Source organism: Achromobacter sp., from assembly GCF_057314935.1.
Window position 1 is genome coordinate 21,023 of record NZ_DBHKZA010000044.1, and the last position, 22,414, is coordinate 43,436.

At 66.3% G+C, this 22,414-nt stretch carries 19 protein-coding genes; 8 read left to right on the forward strand and 11 right to left on the reverse strand.

Features of this window, described 5'->3' with window-relative positions; translation table 11 throughout:
• Window positions 1-6: 6 nt before the first annotated feature.
• Window positions 7-720 (forward strand): response regulator transcription factor, encoded by a 714-nt coding sequence (locus tag ACO6D5_RS17280; RefSeq protein WP_315846725.1) that lies wholly within the window; start codon window positions 7-9, stop codon window positions 718-720.
• Window positions 720-2,111, forward strand: a complete 1,392-nt coding sequence (locus ACO6D5_RS17285; RefSeq protein ID WP_315846726.1) for an ATP-binding protein — start codon at window positions 720-722, stop codon at window positions 2,109-2,111. The genes ACO6D5_RS17280 and ACO6D5_RS17285 overlap by 1 nt, the downstream gene beginning before the upstream one ends.
• Before the next feature lie 79 nt (window positions 2,112-2,190).
• Here the strand turns inward: ACO6D5_RS17285 and ACO6D5_RS17290 are convergent, their stop codons facing one another.
• From ACO6D5_RS17290 to ACO6D5_RS17305, 4 genes are all read right to left on the reverse strand, one after another.
• On the reverse strand, window positions 2,191-4,443 hold the full coding sequence (locus ACO6D5_RS17290) for a TonB-dependent receptor domain-containing protein (RefSeq protein ID WP_485826038.1): 2,253 nt from the start codon (window positions 4,441-4,443) through the stop codon (window positions 2,191-2,193).
• Between the two features lie 211 nt (window positions 4,444-4,654).
• Window positions 4,655-5,473 carry a TatD family hydrolase gene (locus tag ACO6D5_RS17295; protein ID WP_485826039.1) on the reverse strand — a complete coding sequence of 273 codons (819 nt, stop codon included), beginning with the start codon at window positions 5,471-5,473 and terminating at the stop codon, window positions 4,655-4,657.
• Window positions 5,474-5,513: 40 nt separating this feature from the next.
• Window positions 5,514-6,218 carry an ATP-binding cassette domain-containing protein gene (locus tag ACO6D5_RS17300; protein WP_315846729.1) on the reverse strand — a complete coding sequence of 235 codons (705 nt, stop codon included), beginning with the start codon at window positions 6,216-6,218 and terminating at the stop codon, window positions 5,514-5,516.
• Window positions 6,211-7,443: a lipoprotein-releasing ABC transporter permease subunit gene (locus ACO6D5_RS17305; RefSeq protein WP_006225270.1), complete on the reverse strand. Its 1,233-nt coding sequence runs from the start codon at window positions 7,441-7,443 to the stop codon at window positions 6,211-6,213. Before ACO6D5_RS17305 ends, ACO6D5_RS17300 begins: the two co-directional genes overlap by 8 nt.
• Window positions 7,444-7,621: 178 nt before the next feature.
• Here ACO6D5_RS17305 and ACO6D5_RS17310 point away from each other — a divergent pair, with 178 nt between their 5' ends.
• Window positions 7,622-8,566: a hypothetical protein gene (locus ACO6D5_RS17310; RefSeq protein ID WP_315846730.1), complete on the forward strand. Its 945-nt coding sequence runs from the start codon at window positions 7,622-7,624 to the stop codon at window positions 8,564-8,566.
• On the forward strand, window positions 8,548-10,248 hold the full coding sequence (recJ, locus tag ACO6D5_RS17315; RefSeq protein WP_315846731.1) for a single-stranded-DNA-specific exonuclease RecJ: 1,701 nt from the start codon (window positions 8,548-8,550) through the stop codon (window positions 10,246-10,248). Before ACO6D5_RS17310 ends, recJ begins: the two co-directional genes overlap by 19 nt.
• A gap of 63 nt (window positions 10,249-10,311) precedes the next feature.
• On the opposite strand, the gene ACO6D5_RS17320 is transcribed toward recJ, so the two are convergent.
• Window positions 10,312-11,622 (reverse strand): MFS transporter, encoded by a 1,311-nt coding sequence (locus ACO6D5_RS17320; protein WP_485826040.1) that lies wholly within the window; start codon window positions 11,620-11,622, stop codon window positions 10,312-10,314.
• A gap of 254 nt (window positions 11,623-11,876) precedes the next feature.
• Between ACO6D5_RS17320 and prfB the strand changes: the two genes are divergently transcribed.
• From prfB to ACO6D5_RS17340, 4 genes are all read left to right on the forward strand, one after another.
• A protein-coding gene (gene prfB / locus ACO6D5_RS17325) for a peptide chain release factor 2 (protein ID WP_315846733.1) occupies window positions 11,877-12,981 on the forward strand; the annotation gives its coding sequence in 2 pieces (ribosomal slippage) (window positions 11,877-11,957 and window positions 11,959-12,981; 1,104 coding nt in all).
• A 40-nt stretch (window positions 12,982-13,021) separates the two neighbouring features.
• Window positions 13,022-13,777 carry an SDR family oxidoreductase gene (locus tag ACO6D5_RS17330; protein ID WP_485826041.1) on the forward strand — a complete coding sequence of 252 codons (756 nt, stop codon included), beginning with the start codon at window positions 13,022-13,024 and terminating at the stop codon, window positions 13,775-13,777.
• Between the two features lie 10 nt (window positions 13,778-13,787).
• Window positions 13,788-15,311 carry a lysine--tRNA ligase gene (lysS, locus tag ACO6D5_RS17335; protein ID WP_315847474.1) on the forward strand — a complete coding sequence of 508 codons (1,524 nt, stop codon included), beginning with the start codon at window positions 13,788-13,790 and terminating at the stop codon, window positions 15,309-15,311.
• Window positions 15,312-15,326: 15 nt separating this feature from the next.
• Entirely contained in the window at window positions 15,327-15,647 is a 321-nt protein-coding gene (locus tag ACO6D5_RS17340) for a preprotein translocase subunit TatB (RefSeq protein WP_485826042.1), read from the forward strand.
• Here the strand turns inward: ACO6D5_RS17340 and ACO6D5_RS17345 are convergent.
• Genes ACO6D5_RS17345 through ACO6D5_RS17370 form a run of 6 tightly spaced genes read right to left on the reverse strand, consistent with a single transcriptional unit; the run spans window position 15,631 to window position 22,412 of the window.
• Window positions 15,631-16,284, reverse strand: coding sequence for a TetR/AcrR family transcriptional regulator (locus ACO6D5_RS17345; RefSeq protein WP_485826043.1), 654 nt, complete (start codon window positions 16,282-16,284; stop codon window positions 15,631-15,633). The genes ACO6D5_RS17340 and ACO6D5_RS17345 overlap by 17 nt on opposite strands.
• Before the next feature lie 6 nt (window positions 16,285-16,290).
• On the reverse strand, window positions 16,291-17,445 hold the full coding sequence (locus ACO6D5_RS17350; RefSeq protein WP_485826044.1) for a thiolase family protein: 1,155 nt from the start codon (window positions 17,443-17,445) through the stop codon (window positions 16,291-16,293).
• Entirely contained in the window at window positions 17,442-19,298 is a 1,857-nt protein-coding gene (locus ACO6D5_RS17355; protein ID WP_485826045.1) for an AMP-dependent synthetase/ligase, read from the reverse strand. Before ACO6D5_RS17355 ends, ACO6D5_RS17350 begins: the two co-directional genes overlap by 4 nt.
• Window positions 19,295-20,089: an ATP-binding cassette domain-containing protein gene (locus ACO6D5_RS17360; protein ID WP_315847277.1), complete on the reverse strand. Its 795-nt coding sequence runs from the start codon at window positions 20,087-20,089 to the stop codon at window positions 19,295-19,297. Before ACO6D5_RS17360 ends, ACO6D5_RS17355 begins: the two co-directional genes overlap by 4 nt.
• Window positions 20,090-20,147: 58 nt before the next feature.
• Complete coding sequence (locus tag ACO6D5_RS17365; protein ID WP_485826046.1) at window positions 20,148-21,326, reverse strand: ABC transporter substrate-binding protein; 1,179 nt, start codon at window positions 21,324-21,326, stop codon at window positions 20,148-20,150.
• A 48-nt stretch (window positions 21,327-21,374) separates the two neighbouring features.
• On the reverse strand, window positions 21,375-22,412 hold the full coding sequence (locus tag ACO6D5_RS17370) for an ABC transporter permease subunit (RefSeq protein ID WP_315847274.1): 1,038 nt from the start codon (window positions 22,410-22,412) through the stop codon (window positions 21,375-21,377).
• Window positions 22,413-22,414: the final 2 nt, after the last annotated feature.

Sequence of the window (22,414 nt, forward strand, 5' to 3'; positions counted from 1 at the left end):
ATACGGATGCCTTTTTCTCACTCAGCGGTGGCGCACCGCATCCTGCTGATCGACGACGACGTCGAGCTTGCACAGATGCTGCGCGAATACCTCGAACCCAATCACTGCCTGCTCACGCTGGCGCATACCGGCGCCCAAGGCCTTGCCCTGCTGGCGCAAGACGACTACGACCTGGTGCTGCTTGACCTGATGCTGCCGGACGGCAACGGGCTGGACTTGCTTAAGCACTACCGCCGGCGCTCACGCCGGCCGGTCATCATGTTCACCGCGCACGGCGGCGAGACCGACCGCGTGCTGGGGCTGGAATTCGGCGCCGACGATTACCTGGCCAAGCCGTTCAGCCCGCGCGAACTCAAGGCCCGCATCACCGCGGTGCTGCGGCGCTTCGAGGAAGTGCCGGAAACCACTACGCCCAGCCTGACGTTGGGGCCCTTGACGCTGGACCCCGCCAGCGGGCGCGTCCGCCTGGACGGTGAAGACATCCTGCTGACGGGCGCCGAACAACGCATCCTGGAATTGCTGATGCGCGCCCCGGGGCAAGTCGTCGCCCGCGAACAGATCGGCATGTACGCCCTGGGCCGGCGGCCGGAACGCTACGACCGCAGCATCGACACCCACATCAGCGCACTGCGCAAGAAGCTGCACCTGGACGCATCCGCCGACTCCCTGTCGATCCGCAACCTGCGCGGGCTGGGCTATGTGCTGGCAGGTGCGGCCTGATGCCCTGGCCGCTGCCCACCCGGTCGCTCTTCTGGCGCGCGTTCCTGACCTTCTGGGGCGCCATGACGATCATCCTGGTGTGCGGCATGCTGTTCACCGCCACGGTCGCCTGGTACCGCATCAATTCGCTGGACGGCCTGAACCCGGCCAGCCTGACCCACGACGCCCGCCAAGTCGCGCGCAACCACGGGATCGACGGCCTGCAACGCTGGGTCCAAGCCATGGATCAGCGCTACTCGGCGTTAAAGATCTACGTGCTGGACGCCCGCGACGCCGAGATCCTGGGCCGAACCCTGCCCCCCCGCATGCACGACTGGCTGGCCGCCTACCGGACGGCGACCGGCGAGTCCCCGCAAGCGGACTATCTGCAGCCTGACCCGGTCGGCGAACGCGTTTCCTGGTGGCAGCCGCAACTGCTGCAACTGCCAGACGGTTCCCAGTTGCTGATGCTGTTCCTGCCTTTTGACTCGTCGCATTGGGAAGTGCTGGGGCTGTCGCCCGTTGCGCTGGCGCTGCTGCTCTTCGCGCTGGCGGTGACAGCCCCTTTGTGCTGGGCGCTGACCCGCCACGTCACCGCGCCGCTGACGCAGTTTCGCCAGGCGACGCACGCGCTGGCCGCCGGCCGCCTGGACGCCCAGACCCCGCCCAAGCTGGCCGGCCGCAAGGACGAGCTTGGTCTGTTGGCGCGCGACTTCAACGCCATGGCGGATCGGATCAAGGCGCTGGTCGACACCCGCGAACAACTGCTGCACAACATCGCGCACGAGTTGCGCTCGCCGCTGGCAAGGCTGCGCCTGGCCGCCGAACTGGCGCGCCGCAAGGATGAACGCCAGGACGTGCAGTTCGACCGCATCGAACGCGAATGCGAACGCCTGGACGCGCTGGTGGGCAACACGCTGCGCCTGGCCCGCCTGGGCGCGCAGCCCGAGCCCAGCGATACGCTGGACCTGGCCGCCGTCGTGTCGGCCGTGGTGGACGATGCGCGCTACGAGGCCGGCGAGCAGCAAGTGCGCATCATCTGGGACAGCCCGCCGCCGGTGCTGGTAACGGGCGATCGCGACGGTCTGGCCAGCGCCATCGAAAACGTGCTGCGCAACGCCCTGCGCTTCGCCCCTGCGCACAGCGCGATACGGGTCCGGCTCTCGATCGGCGTGCGCGAAGCCTGCCTGGAAATCGAAGACCGCGGCCCGGGCGTACCCGCAACGGATCTGGAAGCCCTGTTCGAACCGTTCTTCCGCACCGCCTCCGGTTCGAAGGCTCCCGGTTCCGGGGCCGGCCTGGGCCTGTCCATCGCGCAAGCCGCCATCGCCGCGCACAAGGGCCGGATATCGGCTCGCAATGTCTCCCCGCAGGGCCTGAGCGTCCGCATGGAACTGCCGCTTCTAGCCTAGCGCCCCGAACGCAAAAGGCCCCGCGTATTGCGGGGCGCTCGGGGCAACCGCCCGGCCGAACAGCCGGGCTTTCTTCCGATCAGAACGTGATGTTCGCCGACACCCACAAGCGACGGCCTTCCAGCACCTGGCGGTACGAATTGCTCCAGTTGGCATTGGCCGCCGGCGCGCTGGTGCCGGTCTTGGTCGGGCCGTAGTCCACGAAGTTCTTGTCGAACAGGTTGAACACCGAGGCCGACAGGGTCACGTTCTTGTTGACCACATAGGAACCGCCCATGCTGGCAAGCCAGTACGGGTTGTAGAACACCTGCTCCTTCTCCCAGTTCATGTCGTTGAATTGCTTGGCCCGGTACTCGCCGCGCACCCACGCATTGAACTGGTCGTTGATGCGCCAGTTCAGGCCCAGGTTCAGCGCGTGGCGGGGTTGCGAACCCAGCGGTTGCCCTTCCTTCGCGCCCGACGTCACTTCACTGGCCGTCAAGGTGTAGTTGCCGTTGAACGACACGCCGCCATAAAGCGGAACGCGGCCGCCCAGTTCAAAGCCTTGAATCGTCGCGGTATCGATATTCACGCGCTGCGAGAAGTTCGCCACCGGGATGCCGTTGCGCTCCCACACGCCCAGATCCAGGCAGCCCGGCGCCGGGCCGCCCACGGCCAGGCAGTTGGGGATGTTCTGGCTGTCGATCTTGTCCTTGAACTTGGTATGGAAAGCGGTCAGGTTGCCCGACAGGCCCTCGCCGTCGTCAAACAGCAGGCCCAGTTCGGACGAGGTGCTGCTTTCCGGCTTCAACTGCGAGTTGCCCAGCAACGGCATGGTGCCCTGCGCGCCCAAACCGATGATCCCGTCCGTCATCAAGTTGATGTCCGGCGTCTTATAGCCCTTGCTCACGCCACCCTTGACGGTCCACATCGGCGTGGCGTTCCACACCAGATAACCGCGCGGGCTCCACTTGCCGCCGAACTGTTCGTTGCGGTCGTAGCGCGCGCCCGCCGTCAACGCCAGGTCGTCCACAATGCGCCACTCGTCTTCCGCGAACAGCGCCCATTGGTACTGGCGCTGATCCAGCGGCGCGGATACCAGCGTGTCCTTGAACTGCTGCTCGCGCCATTGCCCGCCCATCGTCAGGTTGTGCCGGTCGTTCAGCAGCGGCATCGTCCACTTGGTGTCGAACACCCAGTTGTCGTATTCCAGGTCGCGCTTGGCGCCGTCGGACGGCCGGCGCGGCGAATTCATGGGGTTGGTGCGGCCGATGGTCTCGGTCGTGTCGTAGACCAGGCTGGTATCGGAACTGATGGAACCGCTGTAGCGGCCCAGATGCGTCAGCGCATAGCGCTGGCGGTTGAACTTCATTTCGGGATCGTAGCCGCCGCCCTGGCGGTTGGGCGCGATGCTCGTGTTCAACGTGCCGAGTTCGCCGTTGGCGTTGTCGTACGTCTGCCAGTTGCTGTCCACGTCGAACAGGATGTCGTGGTTGCGGTTGGGGGTCAGCGCCAGGCGCAAGCCCACGTTCTGCTGCTTGCTGTCGCCCAGGCCGGAAAAGCTGGCGATGTCGCCGGTGTAGTTGCCGCTGTTGAACTCGGCCTGATTGACCGGGTAGCTGCCGTTCGCGCTCAGGCGGCGGTATTGGCCGCCGCGCAAGGTCAGACCCAGCTTGTCGGTCTTGATCGGGCCGCTCAGGTAGAACGCCGCGCCGTAGTTGTTGCCGAAGGCGTTGTCCCCCTGCGCCGTGCCGTCCAGCGTGATCTGGCCCGTCCAGTCCTGGCTGACCTTGCGCGTGATGATGTTGATCACCCCGCCCATCGCATCCGATCCGTACAAGGTCGACATGGGGCCGCGCACCACTTCGATACGCTCGATGGCCGCCATCGGCGGAATGAAATTGGTGTCCACGTCGCCAAAGCCGTTGGGGCGCGCCCCCGAGCTGTTCTGGTTCAGGCGCTTGCCGTCCACCAGCACCAGCGTGTAGTCGCTGGGCAACCCGCGGATGCTGATGTTCATGCCGCCCGCTTTACCGCCCCGCTCCACCGTGACGCCTTCCACGTCGGCGACCGCATCGGCCAGGTTGTGGAACGGCTTGGTTTCCAGTTGTTCGCGGGTGATCACCGAAATGGACGCCGGCGCGTTCTTGATCTCTTGCTCGAAGCCCGACGCGGTCACCACGACGGTGTCCATCTGGGCGACGCCCATCGTGTCTTCCTTCGCGCTGGCCCCGGATTGCGCCTGGGCGCTGCCGGCTGCCGCCATGGCCAAAGCCAGCGGCAACAAGCGGAAAGACGGGAATTGGGCAGGACGAGCTCCCCCGGAGCCATTGATGCTTTTCTGAGTCGACATAGGGAATCAAATGAGACCACCCCGGCGGGGCGGCGCGCATTGCGCTGATTGGGATTTTTTATGAACGGCAATGATAGGCATTCCCAATACTCTATTCAACTTTTTGTCAGTTTTTGTTCAGCTTTTAGCAAGTTTTGAGAAATTTCTTGGAAAAATGACGCATCCGCACGACAACACCTGTTATCGCGCTGCGTACATCGGGGGACGGAAGTCAGTCGGCGTCAGCCAGGATTGCGGCCGGCAGCCGCGGCAACACACGCATGGCGTTGGCGGTGGTGGCATGCGCCACCTGGGCGGCCGAGATGCCGCGCAGGTCGGCCAATACGCCGGCGATACGGGCCAGCTCGCCCGGCCGGTTCCGGCGCTGCGGGGGGTGCAGCCAGGCCGGCGGGATGTCCGGCGCGTCGGTCTCCAGCACCAGATGCGCCAGGTCTACCTCCACCGCGTGGCGGCGGATCTGCAAGGCCCGCTCGTACGTCATGGCCCCGCCCAGCCCCAACGCAAAGCCCTGGTCGATAAAGGCCTGGGCCTGCTGCGCGCTGCCGTTGAAGGCATGCGCGATCCCGCCGGTGCGGCCATGCCGGCGCAGATACTTCAGAAGGATGTCTTGTGAACGCCGAACGTGCAACAGCACCGGCAGGCGGAACTCCGCGGCCATCGCCAACTGCGCGGCATAGAAGCGTTCCTGGCGTTCGCGCGGCTCGCCCGACGAGATCTCGGGCACGAAGAAATCCAGGCCGATTTCGCCGATGGCGACGAACCGCGGATCCCCCAGCGACTGCTTGATGGTGTCGCGCAGCACATCCAGGTCGGAATCGTCGGCGCGCTGCACGTACAAGGGATGGATGCCCAGCGCGTAAGCGCCTCCGGCGATCCGGCCGGCCAGGTCCCGCACGATGGGGAAATTGGCGCGTTCGATGGCCGGAATCACAATGGATTGCACGCCGGCTTCGCAAGCATGGTCGGCCACCTGCTGGCGGTCGGCGTCGAACTCGGCAGCGTCCAGGTGGCAGTGGGTGTCGATCAGCATGGGCGTGGCCTCCTCGACGGGATTATCCACCCGTATGGCCTTATCCCGATACCAGGCGGCCGTTTTCCATCAGCAGCTGGCGGTCGGCGCGGGCGGCCAGTTCCGGGTCATGCGTCACGATGGCGAACGCCGTACCCGATTCCTGGTTGACCCGGGTCAGCAGTTCGAACATCTTGTGCGCCGTGTTGCGGTCCAGGTTGCCCGTGGGTTCGTCGGCCAGCACGCACACCGGCCGCGTCACCAGCGCACGCGCCAGCGCCACCCGCTGGCGTTCGCCGCCGGACAACTGCCCCGGGAAGTGGTCTTCGCGGGCGGCAAGCCCCACCAGCGCCAGCACCTCGCGCGCCGCCGCACGGGCCTTGTCCCGGTTCTCCCGGCGCACGATCAGCGGCATCGCCACATTGTCCAGCGCCGAGAACTCGGGCAGCAGATGGTGGAACTGGTACACGAAGCCCAGGCTGCTGTTGCGCACTGCGCTCTTCCGGGCTTCGGACAAGCCCATCGCCAGCTTCCCGTCGACCGACACCGAACCGCTGGTCGGCACGTCCAGGAGGCCGAGGATGTGAAGCAAGGTGCTCTTGCCCGATCCCGACGCGCCCACGATGGCGACCATCTCGCCTCGCGCGACAGACAGGCTGACATTGCTGAGCACTTCGATGCGCGCAGGGCCTTCGTCGTAGACCTTGACGATGTTCTCGGCCTGCAGGGCAGGCGTCAACGACGCACGATTCGGGGCATCAATCATGGCGCAGCACCTGTGCGGGTTGCAGGCGCGAGGCGCGCCAGCTGGGATACAGCGTCGCCAGGAGCGACAGCACCAGCGAGGTCATGCCGATCGTGACGATATCGCCGATTTGCGGGTCGGACGGCAAGGCGCTGATGAAATAGACTTCGCGCGGCAGGAAATGCACGCCCAGCAACCGTTCGATGAAGGGCACGATCACGTCCACGTTGTAGGCGATGACGATGCCCCCCGCCACGCCCAGCAAAGTGCCGATGACGCCGATCAGCGCGCCCTGCACCAGGAAGATGCGGGCCACTTCGCCCGGCCCCGCGCCCAACGTGCGCAGAATGGCGATGTCGGACTGCTTGTCTTTCACGGCCATCACCAGCGACGACAGCAGGTTGAACGCCGCCACCGCCACGATCAGCGCCAGGATCAGGAACATCATGCGTTTTTCGGTCTGTACGGCCGCGAACCAGGTGCGGTTGTTGCGCGACCAGTCGCTGGCCATCACATACGGCGGCAGTACTTTCTTCAGTTCGCTGGCCACTTCGGGCGCCTTCTGCATGTCGGCGATGCGCAGGCGCACGCCGGCCGTGCCGCTTTCGCGGAACACGCGCGCGGCGTCTTCGTTGTCGACGAACGCCAGCGAGGAATCATATTCATAGTGGCCGGACGAGAACACGCCCACCACGGTGAACTGGCGCATGCGCGGCGCGAATCCGGCGGGGCTGATCGAACCTTGCGGCGCCATCATCAGCAGCGTATCGCCCAGTTTCACGCCCAGGCCGTCGGCCAGTTCATTGCCCAGCACCACGCCAAAACCGCCAGGTTTCAGGTCGGTCAGCTTGCCCGACACCATCTGGCGCGGCAGGTCCGACACGTTGCCTTCGGTGGCCGGGTCGATGCCGCGCACCTGCACGCCGCGCAACGCCTGGCCTCGCACCAGCATCCCCTGCGCGGCCACGAAGGGCGCGCCGGCCTTGACCTCGGGGTTCTGCTTGGCCGCGTCGGCAAACTGCTGCCATTGGTCCAGCACCCGCTCCGGCAAGCCGCCAGGAATATAGAGTTCGATGTGCGGCAGCACCGACAGCATGCGGTCGCGCACTTCTTTTTGAAACCCGTTCATCACGGACAACACCACGATCAGGGCGGCGACGCCCAGCGCGATACCCGCCATGGAGCTGGCGGCGATGAAGGAGATGAAGCGATCGCGGCGCCCGCGTCGCTGGCGGATTCGGGCCAACCCGGCATAGCGGGCGCCTATCCAGAGTTCGTAGGGTATTTTCAGCACGAGCGCATTATGGCATTAACGGCCTGGAAATCGCGCCGCGGATGTGCGGTTCCACGACCAGGCGTGTCAAGCTATGGCAGTTGCCGGCGCCGCTTAGTTCCCCGGCCCCGCGCGGACTACAATCCCCGCCATGCTGATCGTCATTCCGGGCGCCCTGCCCGCCCTTCCCGTTGCCGCCGAACTGGCCAAGCTCCTGCCCGAACGCGCCCCCACGCTGCACAGTTGGCTGCTGGCCGGCACGGCGCGGCCGGCCGCCTTCGACGTGCGCGCCCACGGTTGCACCGCTTTCGAATCCTGGCAATTGACCCGTGCGGGCTACTCGCCCGAACCCGGCCTGCTGCAAGGGGCCGGCCTGGGGCCGCTGCTTGCCGCCGGCCAGGCCCCTGCGGGCGACGCCGTCTGGCTGGCCGAACTGGTCCACCTGGCGCTGGGCGCCGACCAGGCGAACCTGCTGGACCCGGGCCAGATGGACCTGCTGCCGGAAGAAACCGCCGCCCTGCTGGACACGGCCCGCCCGCTGTTCGAAGGCACCGGATTTTCAGTGGATTCGCTTTCGCCCCAGCGCTGGCGCCTGCGGCTGCCCGACGGCCTGCGTCCTCAGACGGCCTCGCCGCAAGTGGTGGCCGGCCAGCGCCTGAACGACTGGTGGCGGCAGGACACGGAAACGCGTCCCTGGCGGCGGCTGCTCAATGAAATACAGATGGCGTGGCACGAACACCCCGTCAACGACGCGCGCGCCGCCCGCGGCCTGGCGCCCGTCAACGCCTTGTGGCTGTATGGCGGCGGCACGCCCTGGCCCATCACGCCGGCCGGACCCGAACGCGTGCTGACCGGGTTGGATGCGCCCCAGCGCACGGGTGACTGGTCCGCGTGGCTGGACGCGCTTGCCGAACTGGATGCCCAGCACCTGCGGCCGCTGGCCGGCAAGAAAGGCGTGCCCGACACGGCCACGGAATTGCTGCTGCTGGGCGACGACCGCAAGGTCGCCCTTACCCTGAAACCGCGCGGGGGCCTGCTTGGCTTGCTGCCCGCGCCCAAGAAAAACTGGAGCGCCTGGTGGTCACACCCCGCTTAACCATCCGTCCGGCCGATCTGGACGCCTGCCACGTCCTGGAAGCCTCGGGCATCCACCCCCTGCTCGCCCGCTTGTGGGCCGCCCGTGGCGTCACCCACCCCGACCAGACCAAGCTGGCCTGGCCTTCGCTGCTGCCGCCCGCCGGGCTGACGCACTCGGCGCATGCCGCCGGCGTGCTGGCCGACGCCCTGCAGGCCGGCAAGAAAATGCTGATCGTGGCCGACTACGACTGCGACGGCGCCACCGCTTGCGCCGTCGGGCTGCGCGCCCTGTCCGCCATGGGCGCCGACGTCGACTTCCTGGTACCCAACCGATTCGAAACCGGCTATGGCCTGTCGCCCGCCGTGGTCGACCTGGCCGTCCGGCACCGTAGCGGCAAACCCGACATCATCATCACCGTCGATAACGGCATCGCCAGCGTGGACGGCGTAGCCGCCGCCAACGCGGCCGGCATTGGCGTCGTCATTACCGACCACCACCTGCCGGGCGACACCCTGCCCGACGCGCTGGCTATCGTGAACCCCAACCAGCCTGGCTGCGGCTTTCCGTCCAAGAACCTGGCCGGCGTGGGCGTCATCTTCTACATGATGCTGGCGCTGCGCGCCGAACTGCGCCGCCGCGGCGTCTACGCGGCCGACGGCGGCCCGCGCCTGGACACGCTGTCCGACCTGGTCGCCCTTGGCACCGTGGCCGACGTGGTCAAGCTGGACGCCAACAACCGCCTGCTGGTCACGCAAGGCCTGCAGCGCATGCGCACCGGCCGGTTGCAACCCGGCCTGCGCGCGTTGTTCGCCGTGGCCGGCCGCGAACCGCGCAGCGCCAACGGCTTCGACCTGGGCTTCGCGCTCGGCCCCCGCATCAACGCGGCGGGGCGCCTGGCCGACATGAGCCTGGGCATTGCCTGCCTGACCACGGACGACGAAGCCCAGGCCCTGGAAATGGCGCGCGAGCTCGACAACATCAATCGCGAACGCCGCACCATCGAAGCCGAAATGCGCGAACAGGCGCTGGCCGCCATGGAAGAACCCAATGCCGCGTCGGGCGCCACGGTCTGCGTGTTCGACCCCGGCTGGCACCAGGGCGTGGTGGGCCTGGTGGCGTCGCGCCTGAAAGAAAAGTTCTGGCGCCCCACGCTGGCCTTCGCGCCGGCCGGCGACGACGAGATCCGCGGCTCCGGCCGTTCGATTCCCGACGTGCACCTGCGCGACGCGCTGGACCTCGTGTCCAAGCGCCATCCCAACCTGATCCGCAAGTTCGGCGGCCATGCGATGGCGGCCGGCCTGACCCTGGGCCGCGAAGACTTCCCGGCCTTCGCCCCCGCGTTCGACGCCGCCGTGCGTGAACTGACCGGACGCGACACCTTCGAACCCGTCATCGAAACCGACGGATCGCTGGAATCCGGCTACGCCAACGCCGACGTCGCGGGCATGCTGCAGCAGCAGGTCTGGGGCGCCGGCTTTGCCGCCCCCCTCTTTCTGGACGAATTCACCGTGCGCAACCAGCGCCTGGTGGGCGAGAAGCATCTGAAGCTGTCGCTGGAACGCGGCCATCAGCGCTTTGACGCCATCTGGTTCGGCCACGACCAGTCGCTGCCCGAACACATCCAGGCCGCCTACCGGCTGGAGCAGAACGTCTGGAACGGGATGGTGTCGGTGCAGCTCGTCATCGAACACGCGGCATGACGCAAAACGGCGGGGGCTCTTTCAAGCACCCCGCCGTCAGTACCGCGCCCAGGGCGGATCCGGTTATTTGTTGACCAGCCTGGCCGGTTGCGCCAGCGCCACCAGCGCGCCCACCACCAGGCAGCCCGACAGCATGTACAGCCCGGTATTGGTCGTGCCGGTCATGTCCTTTAGCCAGCCCACCAGGTACGGGCTGACGAAGCCGGCCAGGTTGCCCACCGAGTTGATCAGCGCGATGCCGGCTGCGGCCGCCGTGCCGCCCAGCAAGGCGGTCGGCAGGCTCCAGAACAACGGCAGCACCGTGCAGATGCCGATGTTGGCCACCGTCAGCGCCAGGATCGCCAACACCGTGTTGCCGCTCCAGACCGCCGAGAAGAACAGGCCCACGGCGCCAAACAGCGCCGGCAGCGCCACGTGCCAGCGGCGCTCGCGAAGACGGTCGGAATTGCGCGAGATCAGGATCATGCCGATCACGGCGAACAGGTTGGGGATCGCGGTCAACAGACCGATCGCCAGCGGGCTTTGCACCCCCGTGCTCTTGATCAGGCTGGGCATCCAGAAGCCCACGCCATAGAGCCCCATCACGAACGAAAAGTAGATCAGCGCCATGGCCCAGACGCGCGGACGGGTCAGCGCGGCACGGATCGGCGGATCTTCCTTCTGCTGCTCTTCGGCGGCGATGTTGCGGATCAGCACCGCCTTTTCGGACGCCGTCAGCCACTTGGCCTTGTTGATTCGGTCATCCAGATAGATCAGCACCAGCACGCCGATCACCACCGACGGGATGCCCTCCAGCAGGAACAGCCACTGCCAGCCCGACAGGCCATGGTCGCCGTGGAACGTGGACATGATCCACCCGGAGATCGGGCCGCCGATCAGGCCCGACATGGGCACGGCGGTCATGAAGAACGTCGTGATGCGACCGCGCCGCGCCGCCGGATACCAGTAGGTCAGGTACAGGATGATGCCCGGGAAGAAGCCGGCTTCGGCCGCGCCCAGCAGGAAACGCAGCGCATAGAACATGTGGACGCTGGTCACGAACATCATGCAGGCGGAGATGATCCCCCAGGTGATCATGATCCGCGCGATCCAGACCCGCGCCCCCACCTTGTGCAGGATGATGTTGCTGGGGATCTCGAAGATGAAGTAGCCGATGAAGAAAATGCCCGCGCCCAGCCCGTAGACCGTCTCGCTGAATTGGAGCTCCTGCAGCATCTGCAGTTTGGCGAAGCCCACGTTCACGCGGTCCAGGTAGGCCACGACGTAGCACACCACCAATAGCGGCACCAACCGCCATCCCACCTTGCGGTAGATGCGGTCTTCCTCACTCGCCGGGATCGCCGGCGTGACCCCGGGGGTCATCGTGTTTTCCATCTATGTCTCCTGTCCTCTGGCGGGATCGTCCGGCGGATTGCCGGCACGGCGGTCCGGCGTCCCGAAGGGGGACGCAACGGCCGCTGAAACAAGCCTAGAGCGCACAAGGTGACAAAAAACTGAACAACTCGGCCTGACTCACGCAAACCCCTAGAGCCAGATCCGTCCCCCTTCTTGCAACACGCGCCCGCGCAGTTGGGCCATCCACGGTAAAATGCCAGGTTTCGCACAAAAGTCATCAGGACAGGATCATCATGGAAGCCGAACGTCAGAACCAGCTCGCAGCCCGCCTCGCCGATTACGCGGAGCGCGAACAGGCTCTACGGAGGTATCTTTGACTACGATGCCAAAGCTGAACGCCTGCAAGTCGTAAACGCCGAGCTCGAAGACCCGGCCGTCTGGAACGACCCCAAGCACGCCCAGGACCTGGGCCGTGAGAAGAAAGCGCTGGAAACCGTGGTGGAAACACTGACGGGCCTGGGCACGGGCCTGGCCGACGCCAACGAATTGTTTGAAATGGCCAAGGCCGATGACGACGATTCCACGCTGGAATCCATCGAACTCGACGCCGACGGCTACCAGGAAAAGCTGGAAGACCTGGAATTCCGCCGCATGTTCTCCAATCCGGCCGATCCCTTGAACTGCTTTGTGGACATCCAGGCAGGCGCGGGCGGCACGGAAGCGCAGGACTGGGCCTCGATGCTGTTGCGCCAATACCTGAAGTACGCCGAGCGCAAGGGCTTCAAGGCCGAAATCCTGGAAGAATCCGAAGGCGAAGTCGCGGGCCTGAAGTCCGCCACGATCAAGATCGAAGGCGAATACGCCTTCGGCTACCTGCGCACGGAAACTGGCGTGCACCGCCTGGTCCGCAAGAGCCCGTTCGACTCGTCGGGCGGCCGCCACACGTCGTTCGCCAGCGTGTTCGTCTATCCCGAAGTCGACGATTCGTTCGAAGTCGACGTGAACCCCGCCGACTTGCGCGTGGACACCTACCGTGCCTCCGGCGCGGGCGGCCAGCACATCAACAAGACCGACTCGGCCGTGCGCCTGACGCACATCCCGACCGGCATCGTGGTGCAGTGCCAGAACGACCGTTCGCAGCACCGCAACCGCGCCGAAGCCATGCAGATGCTGAAGTCCAAGCTCTACGAATTGGAAATGCGCAACCGCATGGCCGAACAGCAGAAGCTGGAAGACTCCAAAACCGACGTGGGCTGGGGCCACCAGATCCGTTCCTACGTGCTGGACCAGAGCCGCATCAAGGACTTGCGCACGAACGTTGAAATCTCCAACACGCAGAAAGTGCTGGACGGCGACCTGGATCCCTTCATCCAGGCCAGCCTGAAGCAAGGCGTCTAAGTTCCGCGATTTTTCCCTCACCGTACCCAGAGGTCCACGAATGTCTGACACCATCGCAATCCTTACCGGCGCATCGCGCGGCATCGGCGCCGCCATGGCGCGCGGCCTGGCCAAACCGGGCACCCGCCTGATCACGCTGGCGCGCCGCGAAGACCCCGAGCTGGCCGCCTATGCGCGCTCGCAGGATGTGCAGCTGGAACAACTGTCCGTGGACCTATCGGACCTGAAGGCCGCTGAAACCACCGCCGAACGCATCTGCTCGGCGCTGCCGCGCGACGCCCGCCGCTATCTGCTCATCAACAATGCGGGCACGGTCCACCCCGTGACCGGCACCGACGCCCTGATCGACAGCGCGGCCATCACCGCCGCCTTCAATCTGAACGTCACCGCCGTCATGCTGCTGACCGCGCGTTTCCTGGCTGCCGTCGAAGACCTCGCGGCCGACCGCCGCGTGCTGAACATCTCCTCCGGCGCGGGCCGCAACCCGAATGCCGGCTGGGGCGTGTACTGCGCCACGAAGGCCGCCCTCGACATGTACTCGCGCGTGGTCAAGCAGGAACAAGGCGATGCCGGCGCGCGCATCGTCGCGCTGGCCCCCGGCATCGTCGACACCGACATGCAGGTCGCCATCCGCTCCAGCGACCCGGAAAGTTTCCCGGCGCTGGCCAAGTTCCAGGACTTCCACGCCACCGGCAAGCTGGCTTCGCCCGCCAACGTGGCCACCCGCATCCTCGCCTACCTGGATCGCGAAGATTTCGGCACGACTGAAATCGACGACATCCGCAATTACGACTGATCCCCCGACCATGACCGACCACTCGACCACTCCGGCCCCCGCCCAGGATGAAAACCGCTTGATCGCCGAACGGCGCGCCAAGCTGGCCAAACTGCGCGAAACCGGGGTCGCGTACCCCAACGATTTCGTTCCGGACGCCCGCGCCGCGGCCCTGCATGACAAATACGACGGCCAAGAGCAGGAAGCCCTGGCCGCCGCCCCCGTCACCGTCAAGGTCGCCGGCCGCATGATGCTCAAGCGCGTCATGGGCAAGGCCAGCTTCGCCACGCTGCAAGACAGCACCGGCCGCATCCAGATCTACCTGGACCGCGGCACGCTGGGCGAAGACAACTACGCCGCGTTCAAGCAATGGGACATCGGCGACATCATCGCGATCGAAGGGTCGGTCTTCAAGACCAACAAGGGCGAACTGTCGGTGCATGCCGCCACTGCCCGCCTGCTGTCGAAGTCGCTGCGCCCGCTGCCGGACAAGTTCCACGGCGTGGCCGACCAGGAACTGCGCTACCGCCAGCGCTACGTCGACCTGATCATGACGGACGCCACGCGCCGCACGTTCGAAGCGCGCAGCAAGGCCGTGGGCAGCATCCGCCAGTTCATGCTGAACGCCGGCTTCCTCGAAGTGGAAACCCCCATGCTGCACCCGATTCCGGGCGGCGCGGCGGCCAAGCCCTTCGTCACGCACCACAACGCGCTGGACATGGAAATGTACCTGCGCATTGCGCCCGAGCTCTACCTGAAGCGCCTGATCGTCGGCGGCTTCGAACGCGTGTTCGAAGTCAACCGCAACTTCCGCAATGAAGGCGTCAGCCCGCGTCATAACCCTGAATTCACGATGATGGAGTTCTATGCGGCCTTTGCGGAATACCGCTGGCTCATGGACTTCACGGAAGAGCTGATCCGCCAGGCCGCCATCTCGGCCACCGGCAGCGCCGTCCTGACGTATGGCGAACGCGAACTGGACCTTTCCAAGCCGTTCGACCGCCTGACGATCTGCGAAGCCATCCTCAAGTACGCCCCCGGCTACACCCAGGCGCAGCTGGACGATGCCGCCTTCGTGCGCGCCGAATTGAAGAAGCTGGGCGCGGACGCCGACGGCCCCGTGCTGTCGCGCGCCGGCCTGGGCGCGCTGCAGTTGGCGCTGTTCGAAGAGACCGCCGAAGCCAAGCTCTGGAACCCGACCTACATCATCGACTACCCGGTCGAAGTGTCGCCGCTGGCGCGCGCGTCCGACACGCGCGAAGGCATCACCGAGCGTTTCGAGCTGTTCATGACGGGCCGCGAAATCGCCAACGGCTTCTCCGAGCTGAATGACCCCGAAGACCAGGCCGAACGCTTCCGCTCGCAGGTCGAAGCCAAGGACGCTGGCGACGAAGAAGCCATGTTCTACGACGCGGACTACATCCGCGCCCTGGAATACGGCATGCCTCCGACGGGCGGCTGCGGCATCGGCATCGACCGCCTGGTCATGCTGCTGACCGACAGCCCCAGCATCCGCGACGTCATTCTCTTCCCGCACCTGCGCCGTGAAGACTAAGCAGCAGGCGGCGTCATGATCTTCAAGATCCTGATGCTGCTGCTGGTCGTGGCGGGGCTGGTCTACTGGATCAAGCAACCCCGCCGCGTCCAGCCGGGCGCGCCCTACCAACCCGTGCGGCCGCGCCGCCCGATCTTCATCGCGCTGTGCATCGCCGCAGCGATCGCCGTCGTGGCGTCACTGCTGACCGCCCTGTTGTGGATGGGTGGCGTGGCGGGCGGCGTCACCGGCGGCGGCTATCACGGCGAAGCGGACTTCCTGCTTCCCGTGGCGGGTTCGCTGCTGGCGCTGGGCATCGCCTGCGCCGTGGGCGCTTTCCTCAAGCGCCGCGGCTGACCGCTACCACCGGCCACGTCCCCACGCCCGGGGGCAGGGTCGGCAAGGCCGCCAGCAACATCGCATCAATGAACTCGGCGGGCGCCAGCCGCCCGCCGGGCTTGTACCACTGCACCGTCAGATTCATCGCCCCCAGCACGCAGCGCTTCACGACGCGCGCATCACCCTTGACCAGCCCGGCGTCCACGGCGCCCGACACCACGGATTGCCACATGGCCTCGTAGCGGTCGCTCAGCGCCTTCACGGCAGACTGACTGGGCGCCGAGAGGCTGCGCCATTCATACACCAGCGCATTCATCGCATCGCCGCCGGCGCCGTGCAGCATGCTCCACATATGGACCCGGAACAGCGCCGCCAGGCGGTCGGCCGGCCCGTCGTACCACGCGAGCGCCCGTTCGCCATCGTCGATCACCTCCTGGATACCGTTGTTCATGACCGCCACCAGAATCTCTTCCTTGCTGCGGAAATGGTGGAACAGGCTGCCGGACTGCAGGCCGACGGCGCGCGCCAGTTCGCGCACCGTCGTGCGCTCGTAGCCGTGCTTGCAGAACAGCCGGCCCGCTGCCAGCACCAGTTCGCGGCGGCGGTCGGAATCTGCGCCTTCTTCCCGCGGCGCGGTGACTTCGGTCTTTTCCATGTGCGCTCACAGCCTCTGGATGAGGGTCGCCGTCGCCATGCCATGGCCGATGCACATGAGTTGCAGCCCGAACTCGCCTTCCGTCGCCTCCAGCCCGGCCAGCATCTTGGCCATCAGCCCTGCGCCGGTCGCGCCCAGCGGGTGCCCATGCGCGATCGCGCCGCCCCACGGATTCACACGCGAGAGCTTGGCGTCCAGCTCACGTTGCCAGGCCAGCACCACGCTGGCGAAGGCCTCGTTGATCTCGATCCAGTCGATGTCCTCGAGCGTCAGGCCCGCGCGGGCCAGCGCGAGCCGGGTGGCCGGAATCACGCCCGTCAGCTGCATCACGGGATCCGATCCCACCACTACCCGCGCCAGGAAACGCGCACGCGGCCGCAGCCCGTCGGCCAGCGCGGTGTCGCGGTCGGCCAGCAGGACCGCCGCCGCGCCGTCCGCCAGCTGACTGGCATTGGCGGCAGTCACGCCGCCTTGTCCCGGGGCACGCATCGCAGGCGCCATGGCCGCCATGCGGGCCGGGTCGGTTGTCTCGCGTATCCCTTCATCCCGTTGCCCGGTCCCTTGCGGACCCGACAGCAATTCCGCATGCAGCCCCGCTTTCGCGGCCGCCCAGGCGCGCGCGTGGCTTTCCCGCGCCCATTCGTCCATCGCCGCCTGCGACAGCTGCCAATGGTCGGCAATGCGCTCCGCGCTTTCGATCTGATGGATCAACGGATAGCGTTCCAGCAACGCGGGATTCAGCGACTCAAAGCCGCGGAACTCGCCCTGCCCCAACGTCACGTCCAGGAACATGGGCACCCGGCTCATGCTTTCGACCCCCCCGGCCACCACATACCGCATGTCGCCGGCGGCAATGGCCTGCGCACCGAAATGCACCGCCTGCTGGCTGGACCCGCACATGCGGTTCAGCGCCACGCCGGGCACGCTTTCCGGCAGGCCCGCCAACATGGCGGCCAGGCGCCCGATGTTGGCGCCCTGCTCGCCCGCCTGGCTGACGCAGCCCGCGATCAGGTCCTCGACCTTGGCGGCCGGCAGTCCGGCGCGCGCAAGCAGCCCCGCCACCGTCTGGGCCAGCAACGTATCCGGCCGCGTATCGGCCCACCACCCGCCGCGGCGGCCAAAGGGCGTGCGCACCGCTTCCACGATCACGGCTTCGTTCATGCCAGCGTCTCCTCAACGTAGAGCGTTTCGATTTCGTTCGCGTAGGTGCGGTAGATGCTGGCGCGCCTGACCTTCATCGTCGCCGTCACCTCGCCGTCGTCGTGGTCCAGTTCCTTGGTCAGCAGATGGAAGCGCTTGATCTGCGCCACGGGCGCCAGGCCCGCATTGGCGCGCGACACCTCCTGCTGGACCAGCTCCCGCACCTGCGCGCATTCGGCCAGCGACCGGAAATGCGTAAACGCGATGCGGCGCGATTCCGCCCACTTGCCCACCGTGTCGAACTCCAGCTGGATCAGCGCCGACACGTACTTGCGGCCATCGGCGATCACGATGCACTCCTTCACATAGGGGCTGCCCTTGACCGCGTTCTCGATCTCGGACGGCGTCAGGTTCTTGCCGCCAGCCGTGATCATGATGTCCTTCAAGCGGTCGACGATCCGGACGCTGCCGTCCAGCTCAGCCACCACGTCGCCCGTATGCAGCCAACCGTCGCGGACCGTGTCGGCGGTCGCCTCGGCGTGCTTGTAATAACCCTGGAACACCATGTCGCCGCGCACCAGCAGTTCGCCGGCATCCCCCATCTTCCAGTCCGCGCCCAGGATCGGTTCGCCCACCGTGCCGACTTTCACGCGGTCGGGATGCTGGCCGAAGATCATGCCGGCCGACTCCGTCAGCCCATAGACCTCCAGCAGCGGCACGCCAAGATTGCGGAAGTAGCGCACCACGTCAGGCGGAATCGGCGCCGCGCCCGTCATCGCCACCCGCACGCGCCGCAGGCCGATGAAGTTCTGCAAGGCGCGCAACACCAGCCAATACCAAAGCGCATGCGTCAAGCGTTCGCGCGCGGTGTACTGCGCGGGCGACTTCTCCAGGAACGGCGCGCACGCCGCCAGCGCCCGCTGGTACAGCCACCGCTGCAAGCGTCCGGCCTCCTGCATCTTGATCGATATCGACGCGTGCAGCTTTTCCCAGATGCGGGGCACGCCCAGGAAAATGGTCGGCGCCACCTCGCGCAGGTCTTCCTGCACCGTGCGGATCGATTCGCCGAAGTTCACCTGCGAACCCAGGTATAGCGGCACGAAGGTCGACAGCATCTGCTCGGCCACATGGCACAGCGGCAGATACGACAGATGCACGCTGCGCGCGTCCATCGACAGCCGGTCCGCGATGCCCGGCGCCACGCCGCGCATGTTGCGATAGCTCAGCATCGCCCCCTTGGGCTTGCCGGTGGAACCCGACGTATAGATCATCAGGCCGGTATCGTCCAGCGACTGCGCGTCCAGCACCGAGTTCAACCCCGCCAGCTCTGCGGCCTCCCGCCCGGCGCCGTCCGCTTCGACGTCGGCGAACGTCGTGATGCGCGCCCGCTCGCCCGGCGCGTACGAGCGCAAGCCCTTGGTCTCCATCATGACGATGCGTCGCAGCAAAGGAAGGCGGCTGGCCACTTGCAGCACCTTGTCGGTCTGCTCCTGGTCTTCGCACACCACCAGTTCCACGTCCGCATGCTCCAGCACATAGCCCATCTCTTCGGCCGGACTGGTCGGATACACGCCCACCGCCACGCCGCCGACGGCGCCCGCACCCAGCTGCGTCAGCAGCCACTCCACCCGGTTCTCGGACACGATGGCCACCCGCCCGCCGCGGCTCAAGCCCAGGGCCCGCAAGCCCAGCCCCACGCGGCAGGCGCGCCGCCAATAGTCCGCCCACGTCAGCGGCTTCCAGATGCCGAAATCCTTTTGCCGGATGGCGATGGCCGATGGCTGGCGCCGTGCCTGCTCGCGCAGCATCTGCGGCAAGGTCAGCTCGGGCCAGGCGGCCGTATCGAGAGAGGCGATCATGGTCTTGTCCTTCATGACAGCCAGCGCTTGCGGCGCTTGTAGTGCTTGATGTCGCGAAACCCGCGGGTCTCGCCCGTGCCGCCCACGCCCAGGTAGAACTCGCGCACATCCGGATCCGCCGCCAGCTTGTCGGCGGTGCCGTCGATCACCACCTTGCCCGTCTCCATGATGTAGCCGTAATGCGCCACGGCCAGCGCCACGGATGCGTTCTGCTCCACCAGCAGCATCGATACGCCCTGCTCGGCGTTGATGCGGGCGATGATGGAAAAGATGCTCTCCACCAGCATCGGCGACAAGCCCAGAGACGGCTCGTCCAGCAGCATCAGCCGGGGCTGTGCGATCAGCGCGCGGCCGATGGCCAGCATCTGCTGTTCACCGCCCGACAGATAGCCGGCCAGGCCGCGACGCCGTTCGAACAGGCGCGGAAAATAGCCGTAGACCAGATCGAAATCGACCTTGGCGCCCGGCCGCCCGGTCAACGCATACGTCGCCGCCACCAGGTTTTCTTCCACGGTCAGGTCCTCGAACACCCGGCGGCCTTCCATCACGTGGGCCAGCCCCGACCGCACCAGGTTCTGCGGCTTGGCGCCCGCCGTATCGCCGCCGTTGAACACGATATGCCCGCGCACCAGCGCGCCGTCCTCCAGGTCCAGCAGCCCCGACACGGCCTTGAGCGTCGTGGACTTGCCGGCCCCGTTGCTGCCCAACAGCGCCACGATGCTGCCGGCGGGCACCGACAGGGACAGGCCACGCAACACCTGCACCGCCTTGTTGTAGACGACTTCGATATTGTTGATGTCCAGCACCGCCTCAGGCGGCGCCGTCGTCACGGCTTGCGCGTCAAGTCCCGGATTCACGGCCGCCTCACTTCAACACGATCCAATCGGAGGCGGGCACCATCTGCTTCTGCTTCACGTCGGCGCGATAGATCCGGCCCACCGGAATGGAATTGCCCTTGATCGAGATCGGCACGCCGATCAGGCCGCCCGTATCGAAATCCTTGATGCCGTCCAGCGCGGCCTTCATGTTGGCGCTGGTCAGTTCCTTGCCGGCGTCCAACGTGCGCTTGGCCACCTCCGTGAACAGCATCGCCGCCAAGAATCCCTGCATGTAGCCGGTGCTCTGGTACTGCGGGCGCATTTCGCGGATCTTCTTGAGCATGGGCGCATCGCCTTCCGTATCGTAGTAATAGCGATACGGCATCACGCCCATGAAGCCCTCGGCGTCCTCGCCCATCTGCATCACGGTCGAGTTGTCCATGGTCCAGAACGTGCCCATGTAGCGGGTCTTCAGGCCCATGCGCTTGCCCTGGCCCACGAATTCCGGAATGGGCGCCAGCACGTAGCCGTGGAAGATCGTGAAATCGGGATCGGCGCGGCGCAGCTTGATCACCTCGGTGGACACGTCCACGCTGCCCGGCGGCGTCATGATCTCGGTGGCCACCTTCAGCCCCAGCTTTTCCGCCACGGCCCGGGAACTGGCGATCGGATCGCGGCCGAACTCCGTATCGGAATACACGAACGCCACTTTCGCGCCCGGCTGCTCCTTGGCGATGTAGCGCAACAGGATGCCGAACATCTCGGTGTAGTCGGGCCCCAGCATGAACTGCGCGGGATACTTGGCCGGATCGTTCAGCTCGGTGGCAAACGACGCGCCCGTCATCAGGATGTCGCCCGTGCGATTCAGCTCGGCGTTGATGGTCTTGGAGAAACCCGTGGAATCGCCGTAGTAGAAATTCACCTTGTTCTGGCTGGTGATCTTCTTGAAGGCCGCCACCGACGCATCCACCTTGTACGCCGTGTCTTCCGGCACATAGCGCAACTTGCGCCCCTTGACGCCGCCCTGGTCGTTGACGATCTTCACGTAGTCGGTGATGCCCGCATGGATGCCCTGCCCGGCGAAGGCGAAGACGCCGCTCAACGGGATCGATCCGCCCAGCACCAGGTCATCGGCCGCCTGCGCGACGGGCGCCGCCAATGCCGCCGCCAGGCCCAACGGGGCCAACAACCTCGATAAACCGCTGCCTATCCGGATGCGCTTCATGGTGTGTCTCCTTGGGTCTTATGGGTCTTGCAAACGGCCAGACGGCGCTCAGGTCCGGAATGGCCACAGGTGGAAGAAGCGGCGCACGCGCCGCCAGATTTCCGCGAGCCCGTGGGGCTCGAAGATCAGAAAGCCCACGATCAGCAGGCCGAAGACGATCGTGCGCACGGGCGACACCAGCCGCAGCGCGTCGCCGCCCACCGGCAGCCAGCCCACGATCAGCTTGAGCAGTTCGGGCACCATCGTCATGAAGACGGCGCCCAGGATGGAACCCAGGATCGACCCCATGCCGCCCACGATGATGGCGGCCAGGAAGAAGATCGACATGATCAGCGGGAAGCTCTCGGGGGTCACGACCCGGAAGAAGTAGGCCCACAGGCCGCCCGCCACACCCGCGTAGAACGACGACAGACCGAAGGACAGCAGCTTGTAGCGCAACAGCCGGATGCCCAGCACTTCGGCCGAGATGTCGCGGTCGCGGATGGCGATGAAGGCGCGGCCGATGCGCGTGCGGAACAGGTTGGCCGCGCCCAGCACCATCAGCACGGTCACGGGCACGATCAGCCAGTAGATCTTGAACGAGGTGTCCAGGTCCACGCCCAGCAGGCGCGCGGGCGGCACCTGCAGGCCGCTGGTTCCGCCCGTGAACTGCCAGTTCGCGAAAATGAAGTGGGCGATGAACGACGCCGCGATCGTGGCGATCGCCAGGTACAGCCCCTTCACCCGCAATGAAGGAATGCCCACCAGCAAGCCGCCCAGCATCGCCACCACGCCGCCGCCCAGCAGGTTGACCAGCACCGGCGTGCCCAGCCGCAGCTCCATGACGGCCACCGTATACGCGCCCAGCCCCATGAAGGCGGCTTGTCCCAGGCTGACCAGCCCGGTATAGCCCGTCAGGATGTTCAGGCCCGTCGCGCTGGCGATATTGATGGCCACCAGGCAGGCCAGATACAGCCAGTAGGCGTCGGCCACGAACGGGAACAGGGCCAACGAAGCCGCCAGCAATGCCAGCCACACATGCTGGGTGCGCGTGTCGAACAGGGACTCGTCGGCCAGGTAGGTCTGCTTCGCAGTCGCGATGCGCATCG

What these genes read in the sequence shown, in the direction of transcription:
- ACO6D5_RS17340 (WP_485826042.1), top strand. Translation starts at nt 15,327, where the DNA reads ATGATCTTCAAGATCCTGATGCTGCTGCTGGTCGTGGCGGGGCTGGTC.
- ACO6D5_RS17310 (WP_315846730.1), top strand. Translation starts at nt 7,622, where the DNA reads ATGCTGATCGTCATTCCGGGCGCCCTGCCCGCCCTTCCCGTTGCCGCC.
- ACO6D5_RS17320 (WP_485826040.1), bottom strand. Translation starts at nt 11,622, where the DNA reads ATGGAAAACACGATGACCCCCGGGGTCACGCCGGCGATCCCGGCGAGT.
- lysS (WP_315847474.1), top strand. Translation starts at nt 13,788, where the DNA reads ATGACCGACCACTCGACCACTCCGGCCCCCGCCCAGGATGAAAACCGC.
- ACO6D5_RS17280 (WP_315846725.1), top strand. Translation starts at nt 7, where the DNA reads ATGCCTTTTTCTCACTCAGCGGTGGCGCACCGCATCCTGCTGATCGAC.
- ACO6D5_RS17330 (WP_485826041.1), top strand. Translation starts at nt 13,022, where the DNA reads ATGTCTGACACCATCGCAATCCTTACCGGCGCATCGCGCGGCATCGGC.
- ACO6D5_RS17345 (WP_485826043.1), bottom strand. Translation starts at nt 16,284, where the DNA reads ATGGAAAAGACCGAAGTCACCGCGCCGCGGGAAGAAGGCGCAGATTCC.
- ACO6D5_RS17295 (WP_485826039.1), bottom strand. Translation starts at nt 5,473, where the DNA reads ATGCTGATCGACACCCACTGCCACCTGGACGCTGCCGAGTTCGACGCC.
- ACO6D5_RS17290 (WP_485826038.1), bottom strand. Translation starts at nt 4,443, where the DNA reads ATGTCGACTCAGAAAAGCATCAATGGCTCCGGGGGAGCTCGTCCTGCC.
- ACO6D5_RS17370 (WP_315847274.1), bottom strand. Translation starts at nt 22,412, where the DNA reads ATGCGCATCGCGACTGCGAAGCAGACCTACCTGGCCGACGAGTCCCTG.
- ACO6D5_RS17285 (WP_315846726.1), top strand. Translation starts at nt 720, where the DNA reads ATGCCCTGGCCGCTGCCCACCCGGTCGCTCTTCTGGCGCGCGTTCCTG.
- ACO6D5_RS17350 (WP_485826044.1), bottom strand. Translation starts at nt 17,445, where the DNA reads ATGAACGAAGCCGTGATCGTGGAAGCGGTGCGCACGCCCTTTGGCCGC.
- ACO6D5_RS17365 (WP_485826046.1), bottom strand. Translation starts at nt 21,326, where the DNA reads ATGAAGCGCATCCGGATAGGCAGCGGTTTATCGAGGTTGTTGGCCCCG.
- ACO6D5_RS17300 (WP_315846729.1), bottom strand. Translation starts at nt 6,218, where the DNA reads ATGATTGATGCCCCGAATCGTGCGTCGTTGACGCCTGCCCTGCAGGCC.
- ACO6D5_RS17355 (WP_485826045.1), bottom strand. Translation starts at nt 19,298, where the DNA reads ATGAAGGACAAGACCATGATCGCCTCTCTCGATACGGCCGCCTGGCCC.